We start from the raw sequence: 12761 nt of genomic DNA on the forward strand, positions 1-12761 counted from the left end.
GCTCGATGCAGCGTTGGGTCTCCGTACACACCGTTCGACTGCAGGTGGCGGTCGTATGAGTACTGACGACGCGACCCGGCGGAAGACATCTCGCGCCGGCAGGAACGAACGACCGGCACGCACCAGGCGCGCGCGGGTGCCATTGCTGCCTCAGTTACTCGCAGCTGCAGTGGACCTCAACCCAGCAGCACCGGCGATCACATTCGGGGGTCAAACCCTCACTTATGCCGAAGTGGACGCGCTGTCCTCGCGTCTGGCTCGGTTGCTCATCAGCCGCGGAATCGGGCCGGAGGACCGGGTGGCGGTGTCGATTCCCCGCTCCGTCGAGTCGGTCTGTGCGGTGTGGGCGGTGGCCAAGACCGGCGCAGCTTTCGTGCCGGTCGATCCCAGCTATCCTGCAGACCGCGTCGAACACATGATCACCGATTCTGCAGCCTCGATAGGGCTGACCACGGCCGCGTACGCTATCGACCTTCCTCGCAGCGTCCAATGGCTGGAAGTGGACGGCGACGTGTTGACGGCCGAGTTGTCCGGTATCTCCCCGGATCCGGTCTCGTATACCGAACGCGTTCGAACCCTTCGCGTGGATCATCCGGCATACGTGATCTACACCTCGGGGTCGACAGGACGGCCCAAGGGCGTCGTCGTCACCCACGCCGGGCTTTCAGACCTGTGTGCGGAACAGGTCGAACGGTATGCGCTCACCTCTACGTCGCGGACACTGCATTTTGCTTCGCCGAGTTTCGACGCTTCCGTGCTCGAACTGCTGCTCGCCGTCGGTGCAGGCTCGACGATGGTGATCGCGCGTCCGGACATGTTCGGCGGCGACGAACTCGCGGAACTCCTGGTGTCGGAAAAGATCACGCACGCGTTTGTGACCCCGGCAGCGCTGGGTTCGATTTTCCTTGACGGCGCCCACCAGTTCGACAATCTCGCCGTGGTGGTCGTCGGCGGTGAAGCGTGTTCACCCGCGCTGCTGTCCACCTGGGCACCCGGCCGACGGTTCTTCAACGCATACGGACCCACGGAAGCCACCGTCGCCAGCAACATCGCCGAGTTGACCGTCGATCGTCCCGTGACGATCGGTGGTCCCGTCCGTGGTGTCGGCGTGTTCGTCCTCGATTCTCGACTTCAGCCGGTCGCCACCGGAACCGCCGGCGAACTCTACCTGTCGGGCACCCACCTTGCCCGCGGGTACAACGGCCTGTCCGCAACTACTGCGGCAAGTTTTGTCGCAAATCCGTTCGGCGGCGCCGGGGAGCGGCTCTACCGGACCGGCGATACCGTGCGGTGGATCCGCACCGGCGGCGATGGCGGAGCCACCGATCAGACCGGTGGTGAGCGCGACCTCGAATATCTCGGGCGGGGGGACTCACAGGTCAAGATTCGCGGCTTCCGGATCGAACTGGGCGAGATCGATGCCGTCCTTGCCGCCCAACCCGGAGTCGACTTCGTCGCCACAGTCGCGATCACCGGTTCCTCAGGTGACGCCGCGCTGGTGTCGTATGTCATGGCGAATGCCGACGTCGACCTGGACCCAGACTCGTTGACCGCCAGCGCTCGGGCCGTTCTTCCGCGCCACATGGTGCCTGCATCGATCATGGTCATCGACCGGATTCCTCTCACCCCAGTGGGTAAGTTGGACACCGACAGCCTTCCCGAGCCGATCTTCATCTCGCGTGCGTACCGCGAACCATCAACGCCTGCACAGGTACTCGTGGCAGCGGCCTTCGTCGACCTGCTCGGAGTCGAGAGGGTCGGTGCCGAAGACGACTTCTTCGAACTCGGCGGCAACTCACTTGTTGCAGCAAGGCTGGCTGGACGTCTCGGAGCTGCGTTCGGGACACGCATTCAGGTGAAAACCCTCTTCGAGGTATCGACGGTCGAAGCATTGGCTGCCCGAATCGAAGCCGAGGCGGAGGGGTCCGTCAGAGTACAGCTTGCGCCGGTGATTCGTCCGGAACATGTGCCGTTGTCGCTGGCGCAGCAACGGATGTGGTTCCTGAGCCAGTTCGATTCCGAATCTGCTGTCAACAACATTCCGATCGTCCTCCGCCTGAGTGGTGAGCTTGACACGGTTGCGCTCGCCTCAGCGGTCGGTGACGTCCTAGCTCGGCACGAAGTCCTTCGTACTGTCTACCCAGGAATCGACGGTGTGGGCTATCAGCAAATTCTGCCGGAATCGACCGCAGACATCGACCTCGATCCCGTTCCGTTGGCCGATTCGGCACTTCTAGGCGAACTGTTGACGCTCGTTACCGCCGGATTCGACGTCAGCTCGGCAGTTCCGTTGCGGGTCAAGCTCTTCCAGACGGATCCGTCCGAGTATGTCCTGGCGATGGTCGTGCACCACATTTCAGCGGACGGCGTTTCCGTCGCGCCGTTGGTTCGGGACGTTGCGTTCGCCTACCTTGCGCGTGTGGACGGCCGGAGTCCGGAGTGGACACCGCTGCCGGTGCAGTACGCAGACTTCGCGATGTGGCAGCGTGAGGTTCTCGGCGTGGATTCCGATCCGACATCGTTGATGTCCGAGCAGCTCGCGTACTGGAAGACGACCTTGCGAGACCTGCCGGAGAAGATCGAACTCCCGGCCGACCGTCCACGACCCTCAATTCTCTCCACCAGAGGCGGCGTCCACCGTTCGGACGTGGACGCTGAATTGCACAGTGCCCTGGAGCAACTCGCACTTGACCACAACGTGTCACTGTTCATGGTCGTCCATGCGGCGCTGGCGGTCCTGTTGGCAAGGTCGAGCGGCAGCGGTGACGTGGCGATCGGTTCACCAATCTCTGGACGAGGGGAACCCGAACTCGACGATCTGATCGGCATGTTCGTAAACACCCTGGTGTTACGCACGGCCGTGAATCCAGGAGCAAGCTTCTCCGATTTGTTCGACCATGTGCGTGACATCGATCTGGGAGCTTTTGCCAACGCCGATGTGCCATTCGAGCGGCTTGTCGAAGTGCTCGACCCGGCACGATCCCAAGCGCACCACCCGTTGTTCCAAGTTGCGCTGTTCTTCCAGAACATGGCCGACGACGCACTGGAATTGCCCGGACTGCGTGTCTCCGGATTCGACGCGGGCGTCGACATCGCGAAGTTCGATTTGCAATTGACCGCAGCTCCACGGGAAAACGAGTCGGGGGATGCCGCAGGGATCGTGCTGTCCTGGCTCTACGCCACGGATCTGTTCGATGCCTCGACCGTGTCCGCCTTCACCGATCGGTTTGTCCGCATACTGCGCGCGATGGTCGCAGATCCCGGTTCAGCGGTCGGTGACATCGAGATCATGACGGCGCCTGAGCGTGCTTTGGTGCTCGAGTCGTGGAACGACACGTCTCGTCCGGTTGTGGGTGGGTTGTTGTTGGATGGTTTTGATTCTGTGGTGGGGGTTTGTTCGGGTTCGCGGGCGGTGGTGTTCGGGGATGAGGTGCTCTCGTATGGGGAGTTCGATGAGAGGGTCAATAGGCTTGCGCGTTATTTGATCGGTTTGGGTGTTGGGCCGGAGTCGTTGGTGGGGTTGGCTGTTCGGCGGTCGGTTGATTTGTTGGTTGGTTTGTATGCGATTGTGCGTGCGGGTGGGGCGTGGGTGCCGTTGGATCCTGATGCTCCGTCCTCGCGTAATGAGTATGTGTTGGATTCGGCTGATCCGGTGTGTGTGGTGTCGACGGAGCGTGATGGTTTCGTGGCGTCGGGTCGTCGGGTTGTGTGTGTGGATGTTGTTGATGTGTCTGGTTTTTCGGGTGCGCGGGTTTCTGATGTGGATCGGCGCTCGCCGTTGCGGGCGTCGAATACGGCGTATGTGATTTTCACGTCGGGGTCGACGGGTCGGCCGAAGGGTGTGGCGGTCTCGCATGCGGCGATTGTGAATCAGTTGGAGTTCATGCAGGGCGAGTATCGCTTGATGTCGTCTGATGTGTATTTGCAGAAGACGGCGACGACGTTCGATGTGTCGTTGTGGGGTTTTTTCATGCCGTTGCGGGTGGGTGCGGTGTTGGTGTTGGCGTCGGCTGATGGTCATCGGGATCCGGGGTATTTGGCGTCGGTGATTGATGATCAGGGTGTGTCGGTGACGGATTTTGTGCCGACGATGTTGTCGACGTTTTCGTCGTTGGTGGATCCGGGGTTGTTGGGTTCGTTGCGTGATGTGTTGGTGATCGGTGAGGCGTTGCCGGTGGAGGCGGTGCGTGAGTTCGGGTTGGTGTCGTCGGCGCGGTTGCATAATTTGTATGGTCCGACTGAGGCGGCGGTGTCGTTTACGTTTGCGGATGTGACGGCTGCTGGGTCGGGGTCGGTGGTGTCGATTGGTGTGCCGGAGTGGAATTGCCGGGTGTTTGTGTTGGATTCGCGCCTTCGGCCGGTTGCGGTGGGTGTTGCGGGTGAGTTGTATTTGTCGGGTGTGCAGTTGGCTCGGGGGTATGTGGGTCGTCCGGATTTGAGTGCGGATCGGTTTGTGGCGTCGCCGTTCGGTTCGGGTGAGCGGATGTATCGGACGGGTGATTTGGTCCGTTGGAACACAGTTGGTGAGTTGGAGTACATCGGTCGTACTGATTTTCAGGTGAAGTTCCGTGGTCAGCGGATCGAGTTGGGGGAGATCGAGGCGGCGTTGGTGTCGCATGGGTCGGTGTTGTCGGCTGCGGTGGTGGTGCGTGGGTCGGTGATGGGTGATCAGTTGGTGGGGTATGTGGTGCCGGCGGTGGGGTCGGTTGTGGATGTGAGTGTGTTGCGGGGGTTTGTGGGGGAGCGGGTTCCGGGTTATATGGTTCCGGCTGCTGTGGTGGTGTTGGATGCGTTCCCGCTTAATTCGTCGGGGAAGTTGGATCGGGCGTTGTTGCCGGAGCCGGTGTTCGAGGCTCGGGTGTTTCGGGCTCCGGTGTCGTCGGTGGAGTTGGTGGTGGCGTCGGCGTTTGTGGGTGTGTTGGGTGTTGATCGGGTGGGGTTGGATGATGATTTCTTCGAGTTGGGTGGCAACTCCCTCATCGCGATGAAATTGACCGCCAACTTGAGCAGCACACTCGATTTCGATGTTCCTGTCCGCATGCTCTTCGGTGCATCGACACCCGAATTACTCGCTGCCAGGATCGAAGAGGCTCGGGAATCAGGTTCGGCGACACCGGACGATCATGCGATCGGCGTGCTCTTTCCCGTTCGCATCGAGGGACAGCGGCCACCGCTCTTCTATATCCATGCAATGAGTGGTCTGGCGTGGAAGGCCTCGGGCTTCGCTCCGTATCTAGAGGCAGATACACCGATCTACGGCCTGCAAACTCCCGTAATGACGGAGGCGTGGGCATTACCGACCTCTGTCGACGAGCTAGCGCACCGTTACGTGCGTGAGATGATCGATGTGAATCCGACTGGGCCGTTTAACATAATCGGCCACTCAGTTGGAGGGTTCATCGGCCATGCATGTGCTGTTCTTCTACGCGAGCAAGGTTTCGAGGTCTCTCTGTTCATGGTGGATCCACGTCATCCGAGGGAGGTCGACGATGATGTAGCGCTCGAGAACACCCGTGACATGGCAGCTAGTTGGGGAGTGGAACTCGGTGAAGGTGCCGACGTCAATTCTCTTGATCGCAGCCAGATCATCGCCATCGGTAAAACGCTGGACTCGGTGTCGTTCATGACTGAGACACAGATTGGCGCACTTTACGACTTCGCTTCGGCGAGTGGTGAATTGATCTCCGGGTATGAGCCGCGCAAATATGATGGCGACGTGGTGATGTTCCGGGCAGCTGCGGGCATGGACATGGACTTCACAGTGACAGACGAATGGAGATCGGTGATCGGTGGACAGATCACTGACATCGATATCGACAGCAATCACACGTCGATGATGCATCCGGACAAGCTCGAGTTGATCGGGCCGATCGTCGCCGAGTACCTACGTACGCAGGAGAAGCGCTCGTCATGACTGATGAAACCCCGGCTCGGTCGGCCGAACCTCGCACTGTCGTGCATTTTGTACGTCACGGAGAGGTGTTCAATCCGTCGAAAGTAATTTACGGCCGGCTACCCGGATACTCGCTTTCCGAATTGGGCAATCGCCAGGCGAAGGCAGTCGCCGAGATTCTCGGTGATCGTCCAATCTCTTCGATCTTCTCCAGCCCGCTCGAACGCGCGATTGAAACTGCCACTCCGCTAGCCGATTTGTTGAATCTACCCATCGAGAAGAACGAAGATCTTGTGGAGTGGGAGGGAAGGTTCGACGGGATCGCAGCGGGAGACCCGAGACTGAAGCCGTCGGTCGGGTTGCTGCTCAAAACGTGGAATCCAGTGACGCCTTCGTGGGGGGAGAGCTACAAATCGATGGTCAGACGTATGTCTGCTGCCCTGGATTCGGCTCGGCGTCGGAGCGCGGGCAAGGAGGGCGTGTGCTTCAGCCACGAGCTGCCCATCTGTACCTTGCGGCGTTCGTTGAGGAGCGAATCATTGTGGCGTCGGCAGCATGAACGCGATGTGGCTCACACTTCGATCACTTCAGTCACTTTTTCTGGCGAAGCCCTCGTTGATGTCAGCTATTCCGCAAGCCATGTACCTACGGACTGAGGTATAGAGGAAAGCCAGCCTGTTCTTCTCGCATTTGATCGAGAAGAACAGGCTGGCTGGTTGAGAATGTTCCTGCGGTTGTCTCAGATTCCGAGCGAACCGGCGATGAACGGCCATGATTTGTGTAGCTGATCCTGCCAGTAGCCCCACGAGTGGGTCCCGACCGGCTGGAAGTCGACAACGGCCGGAATATTCAATTCATACAGGCGCTTGGCCATGTTCGAAGTGCAAAGGTTGGTCGCTGCTTCGATCGGGCCGCCGATGATGATCTGGTTCTCCGTATATGCGCGACCATCACTCAGACGTGGGTTGAGGAATGTGTCGTTCGGAATTCCAGGAAGCCCGTTTCCGGTGCTCATGTAGATGGGCGTCCCACGCAGCTTCTCTGCGTTGACGAGCGGATCGTGTTCGACCCATCCCGGTCCGTCCAATGGTCCCCACATATTCGTGATGTCGTCGACGCCGCCGATCCATTCCGTGGTCGTCCGGACGAATGCTTGTCCGAGGGGATCGCTGGTCTGTGCGCAGCCACTGTAAGCGGCAACAGAACTGTAGAAACCGGGGTACTCGATCGCCAAGTTCAGTACCGACGTACCGGACATCGAGATGGCCGAGATGGCTTGCTTACCGTTGCTCCCCAGCTCTTCGTTCAACAACGGGGGCAATTCTTTGCCCAGGAAGGTCGACCACTTGTTGCGTCCGGCCTTGGGGTCGTCCTTCTCCCAGTCGGTGTAGTAGGAGAGACGCCCACCGACAGGCGTGGCGACGTTCACGTTCTTGTCAGCGAAAAAATCGACTACATCAGTTTGTAGTTCCCATGTCGCGGCATCTTCTCCGCCGCCGGCACCGTTCAGCAGATAGACGATCGGGCGAGGTTCGGAGTTGTCGGCCGGGGTGATCACCTGAATCGGAACGTCCTTGTCCATCGACGCCGCATAGACGTTGACGACGAGCTGACGGTCATTGACCTTCTCGACGGATTTGATGTAGGAGCCCGTCGACGCTGTTTCGGATGAGTCGCCACCGACGCGCGCGGGGGTGGCCTGCGCGAGACCGGCTGTGAGCAGTGAGCCGGCAACGGCCAATGCACCGATCTGTACGGTGCGTCGCCAGGTCGTGGAATTTCGCGTCAAGACCTCATACCTTTCGGTTGATTCATTGTCGATTGCGACCTTGTCGCATTCAGAGAATTGAGTCGGTTATTGTTTGTGGACTGTTACCGTATTTAGATATTTAAATTCTGGTATAAGGCCACACTCGCTGGATGCGTCTGTCATGAAGTCTCCGCAGCCCGGCGGTAACCCCGAATCGCAGGATATAGAAAAACAGCGATCATTCCCGCTGACCAGGCAAGCATTTTCAGAACTGGCACCAGGACCGGGCCTCCGAGCGAAAGTCCGCGCATAGCGTCGACTGCGACGGACATCGGTTGTGCGGCAATTACGGGTTGAAGCCAGACCGGATATGCCATTGTCGGGACAAAACCACTGTTGAAGAACATCAACAGGGTGCACCCAATGGAAACCAATTCGACGAGCGGCACATTTTCCGACATCGTGGCGAGAGCCGTGACCATCACCGCGAACCCAATGCCGAATGCGATGGGTAGAAGTATCATTGCCACTGCCGCAAGCGGGCCCTGAGTGAACCGGAAGCCGACGGCATAACCAACGCCGATGATGACGATCGTTGTCAGTAGAACTCGAACGGCTTCAGCGATCATCCGGCCCACCAGGCCCGATGCTCGGTGTGCGGGCAGCGTCCAGAATCGACCGAGCAGACCGCTCTTCCGCTCGCCCCGCAAGCCAACTGCGCTGGCGATCGAACCGAACATCGCCCCCACGAGAATGATGAGCGGGACAGTCCCATAGATACTCGGCTGCCCGGTGGCAGCTGTGATGGAATTTCCCAGAACAACGCGAAATATGATCAAGGTCAACGCGGGATAAACGAGCGCCTGAACAGTCGTTGAAGGATCGCGCGCCCAGTTGATCAGAAGCCGCTTCGCCTGAATAAGGCTGTGGGTCCAGAGCGCGCTGGCCGAGTTCTCGGGTAGTGCCGCGTTGGGAAGAGGGAACGCGAGCGCCCTCCCACTGCGTATCTCCTCACGCTTCTCGAGAGAACTCATCACGCTCGCCTCGTACTTGCCCAGTATGCGAGTGGCCCGCATACCGCTATCAAACCGATCGACCAAGCCGCAACTGGCACCAACGTATTCGGGGTGAGGGTGCCGGCAGCCAGGTCCCGCATGGCGTAGGAGAACTGAGATACGGGCTGATTGCGTACGAACGGCCGGATCCATTCCGGGAATCCGCTCTCCGGAACAAATCCACACGAGAGCATTCCGAGGATCAATTGGGGAAGTGTCAATGCCTGACTGGTTGCTTGTGGGCTCTTCGACAGCGAGCCGATTGCATCACCGCCGAGCGACAAACACGTACTGAAAGTCAACGCGATCACGCAGAAGAGCATGGCCTGTGACAGACCACCGACGAAGCGAAATCCGATCGCGTATCCGTAGATCACTGCTGCCGTCAGTGAGACGACGGATCGGAGGAATCCACTACTCATCCGCGAAAACAGTGGAACCGGGCCGAAAACCGGCATGGTTTGCATCCGACTGCTGAAGCCAGTGATGCGTTCGGTCGCCGACATCTGCGCCGCTGAGATCGAAGTGAAGGCCATCGCCTGCAAGACGATGATCGGCATCAAGAACTGTGCGTAATTGATTCCCTGCAGCTGCATTACGAACTTGAGGGGCAGGTAAAAGCCGACCGTGAAGATCAATGGCGCGACGATTGCGACGAGCAATTCGTGCCGGCGAATCATTGCGCGAACGGTACGGCCGGTAAGGGTCCACCACTGTGTGACCGCGGATGGCTGCGGACGACGATGGCGTCCGATCCGAGCTGCATTCGGCACCGTGATGGACCGTTGACCTACCTGTTTCAAGGCAAGATCTTGAGTTGCGTATTTCGTCGTCGTGGTCACGTCGCATCGCTTGTTTCGCTCGGACGCGACTGCCCCGTCAACGACAGGAACACGTCGTCAAGTGAAGGCCTGCGCAGGGCGATGTCCGCGAGTGGTATCCGTGCGTGATCGAGACGCCGCAGAGCTTCTGCAAGGGTCGCAGAACCACGGGGTGCGGGAATTGCAATTCGGCCGTTCTCGACTGCCAGATCGAAGCGGAAGTCCGGCGGAACCAAATTACCCAACGCGTTGGCTGCTGGCCCCAGCAAGCTTGCCTCGGCGGGAACGATTTCGCAGAAGCTGGCGCCGGTTCGAGCCTTCAATTCGTTGGCCGTCCCTTCCGCGATGACAGATCCTTTGTCGATGACAATGATGTTGTCGCTGAGGAGGTCAGCTTCCTCGAGGTACTGAGTGGTCAGCAGAACCGTGATGCCTTGCTCCTTCAAAGTCTGCACGAGGTTCCACACGCTCTGGCGGCTGCGGGGGTCCAGTCCAGTCGTCGGCTCGTCGAGAAATACGACTTCTGGCCTCACTACCAATCCACACGCAATGTCGATGCGTCGTCGCATGCCGCCGGAGTAGCCTGCAACGGCTCGCCCCCCAGCTTCCACGAGATCGAATTCCTCGAGAAGGTCGACGGCTCGTTGCCTGGCGGATGCGCGATCAAGGCCCATCAGGCGAGCGAACAGTTCGATGTTCTCGCGTCCGGTGAGTGCGTCGTCGAGTGCGGCGAACTGGCCAGTCATCATGATCGAACGGCGAACGTCAGCTGGGTTGCGAGCGACGTCGTATCCGGCAACCATTGCGACGCCGCGGTCAGGCCGAATCAACGTGGACAGAACCTTGACGGTGGTGGTCTTACCTGCGCCGTTGGGTCCAAGGATGCCGAGCACTGTGCCCTTGGGAGCTTGGAAGTTGATGCCACGCAATGCGTGCACATCCTTGAAGGACTTGTGAACGTCCTCCACGACTACCGCCGCGTCCGTCGATAAGGGCATCAATTCTCCGCTGTCTACATGGGTTTTCGGGCCGAGCTGTGCTTGGACACGGCTTCTCGGCCGTGTCCTTTCTCGAGCAAGTCGTAGCCCGAGCCGGAGTCACTGGTAAGGCCCCCAGTGGTTGCGGGAACCTTGTACGTCTATCTCCGGATGCACAGTGGATGTTACCGGAGGGACAACCTCGTTCCGGCCTTCGCGCGGTGGGGATCGATGCAAACGTGCAGCTTGGCGATAAGCCGCGGTCAGGCCGACCGACTGGACTGTGCGATATCGCACAGTGTCCGATACCGGGCCTGATTTCGGGTCGCCGACAGGTGTGAACCGTGTTCGCGCGTGCTGAGTGCTCGTCGAGTACTACGAGTTCGTACTCGATCGACGGGCACCCCTGACTCGATCATCAAGTCGACTCCCTCTGGCGAGGTAACCTACTGCTCATGGATATCGGCACGTTGTCAGTGGTGGTTCCCGTGTACAACGAGGAGGACTACATCGCCGGGTGTTTGGAGTCCCTCGCTCGTCAAGGGGACGAAATCCTCGAGATAATTGTTGTCGACAACAATTCCACCGACCGCACCCCTGAAATCGCGCGTTCTTTCGAGCAGCGGGATTCTCGAATTCGATATCTTGTAGAACCGCGTCAAGGCGTTGTTCATGCACGTAATGCCGGGTTCGACATCGCAGTGGGTGAATTCATCGGCAGAGTCGATGCGGATTCGCGTGTCGCACCAGGGTGGGCGCGAGCGGTTCGAAGTTCCTTCGCTTCTCATGATCTTGATGCCGTTACCGGTTTCTCGTTGTTTTACGAGTCACCGTTTTCAGGTCTTCAGCGAGCAGCGGTGAAGAAAGCCGAGGCCCGTGGCGATTTCCACGGAATCAAACCGGCGCACGCACTGACTGGTTCGAATATGGCGATTCGGGCGACGTCGTGGCGCTCGATCCGCGACAAGGTCAGTGATCGCACCGACATTCACGAAGACGTGGATCTGTCGCTGTGCCTGGTGAAGGCAGGGATGCAGTTCGGCACTGACCTGGACATGCGGAGCGAAATCTCCGGTCGAAGGGGAGAGACTGGACCCATCGAGTTTCTGTCATACAACAAGGCTTCGGTGACAACGCTCGAGTATCACCAGGCTATGACTACACGACTTCGTTTGATGATTCTCAAGACGTCAATTCTGCATGCTCTGTTGTGGCCGGCGTACCGAATGTACGACCGGCAAACCGATCGGTTGTCATGGCGGAAACTGCTGTCAGGTTCCGGAGCCCGCACTATGCCCGTGGATTCGTGAGAGTCGGCTACATCCTGTCCAGATTCAAGGTCTTGTACAACCTCTCGATACCGCTGTAGTCCTGGACGAACAGGTTGTTGCGCCGTCCCGATTCGATGTCGTCGAGCATCTTCTGCCCTCGGGGTATGGCTTCGATCTCCATGATTGCTCGCCAAGCGCCGAAGTCGGTTCCACTGAAAGCGCGCATGGCGCCCTCGAAGCCTTCCAATAGATAGCTGCGATCTCCACGATCCAGGGAATCCCAGACCGACACGGCCAGTTCCCCGGCAATCGAGGCATGGCAGTACTCGTCGCGAGCGTGCAACCGGATCGTCGCGCGGTTGATCGACTGCACGCCCGGGTCATCCGAGATCAGGTCGAGGTATGCGGTGATCGACACCTCGGCGACGGTCATGAACGCCAACTGTGTCAGGGCGATCTTGCGAGGCCCCTCGGCTGCGTCGAGGGCTTGCGCCCGCGTGCGGACCGTCAGGACGTCTGGCAGTGCCTTCGACGGAAGCGCCCAGCCCCTGCCTCGACGGGTCGCTGAACTGGCATTGAAGTGCATGAGCGTGTGATATTGCTCGTCGACCATCGCCTGATTGACGGCCACTGCAGCCCAATCTCCGAGTCCGACGCCGAGTCGGTCTTCGGCGAGAACGTCGAAGCCGGGATTGACGACGTACTTCTCGATGTCCATGACGTTCTTGTTGAACGCGATCCATGCCCAGGCTTGCAGGCGTTGCTTCTGCTCGGGACTCAATGCCAGGTAGGTCGGATGCTCCGCGAACGGGAGAAGTGCTTCGGGGTAGTCGGACAACGACGAATCGAAGAGATCGTCCAGTTCCGGCTCCGCCTTCTTCACGGTTGCCCGGCGCGCCCAATTGCTCGCAAGCCGACTGACGATTGCACTCTCGACCGGATCCGAGGCGTCGTACTCCGGGAGGCTGGGCGGACTCACTCCAGGTCTCATCGT

General features: G+C 59.5%; 8 protein-coding genes. 3 read left to right on the forward strand and 5 right to left on the reverse strand.

What is annotated here, in order from left to right; all coding sequences use genetic code 11:
- The first annotated feature begins 55 nt into the window (after positions 1 to 55).
- Together GJB56_RS02135 and GJB56_RS02140 are read left to right on the forward strand one after the other, a co-directional pair.
- On the forward strand, positions 56 to 5914 hold the full coding sequence (locus GJB56_RS02135) for a non-ribosomal peptide synthetase (protein ID WP_154606639.1): 5859 nt from the start codon (positions 56 to 58) through the stop codon (positions 5912 to 5914).
- 65 nt (positions 5915 to 5979) lie between these two features.
- Complete coding sequence (locus GJB56_RS02140) at positions 5980 to 6549, forward strand: histidine phosphatase family protein (protein WP_230091116.1); 570 nt, start codon at positions 5980 to 5982, stop codon at positions 6547 to 6549.
- 83 nt (positions 6550 to 6632) lie between these two features.
- Here GJB56_RS02140 and GJB56_RS02145 read toward each other — a convergent pair whose 3' ends face one another.
- The 4 genes from GJB56_RS02145 to GJB56_RS02160 form a co-directional block, all read right to left on the reverse strand.
- A complete protein-coding gene (locus GJB56_RS02145) occupies positions 6633 to 7682 on the reverse strand; it encodes an alpha/beta hydrolase (RefSeq protein WP_054188111.1) in 1050 nt (349 codons plus the stop codon).
- 140 nt (positions 7683 to 7822) lie between these two features.
- The gene (locus GJB56_RS02150; protein WP_113683119.1) at positions 7823 to 8677 is read right to left on the reverse strand and encodes an ABC transporter permease; all 855 of its coding nucleotides are present in this window, start codon (positions 8675 to 8677) and stop codon (positions 7823 to 7825) included.
- Positions 8677 to 9540 (reverse strand): ABC transporter permease, encoded by an 864-nt coding sequence (locus GJB56_RS02155; protein WP_054188112.1) that lies wholly within the window; start codon positions 9538 to 9540, stop codon positions 8677 to 8679. Before GJB56_RS02155 ends, GJB56_RS02150 begins: the two co-directional genes overlap by 1 nt.
- A complete protein-coding gene (locus GJB56_RS02160) occupies positions 9537 to 10517 on the reverse strand; it encodes a daunorubicin/doxorubicin resistance ABC transporter ATP-binding protein DrrA (RefSeq protein WP_054188113.1) in 981 nt (326 codons plus the stop codon). The genes GJB56_RS02155 and GJB56_RS02160 overlap by 4 nt, the downstream gene beginning before the upstream one ends.
- A gap of 434 nt (positions 10518 to 10951) precedes the next feature.
- On the opposite strand from GJB56_RS02160, the gene GJB56_RS02165 reads away from it, so the two are divergent.
- Positions 10952 to 11806 carry a glycosyltransferase family 2 protein gene (locus tag GJB56_RS02165; RefSeq protein WP_069145813.1) on the forward strand — a complete coding sequence of 285 codons (855 nt, stop codon included), beginning with the start codon at positions 10952 to 10954 and terminating at the stop codon, positions 11804 to 11806.
- Positions 11807 to 11813: 7 nt separating this feature from the next.
- On the opposite strand, the gene GJB56_RS02170 is transcribed toward GJB56_RS02165, so the two are convergent.
- On the reverse strand, positions 11814 to 12758 hold the full coding sequence (locus GJB56_RS02170) for a diiron oxygenase (RefSeq protein WP_113683090.1): 945 nt from the start codon (positions 12756 to 12758) through the stop codon (positions 11814 to 11816).
- Positions 12759 to 12761: the final 3 nt, after the last annotated feature.

This window comes from Rhodococcus sp. AQ5-07 (assembly GCF_009707305.1).
Taxonomy (GTDB): domain Bacteria; phylum Actinomycetota; class Actinomycetes; order Mycobacteriales; family Mycobacteriaceae; genus Rhodococcus_F; species Rhodococcus_F erythropolis.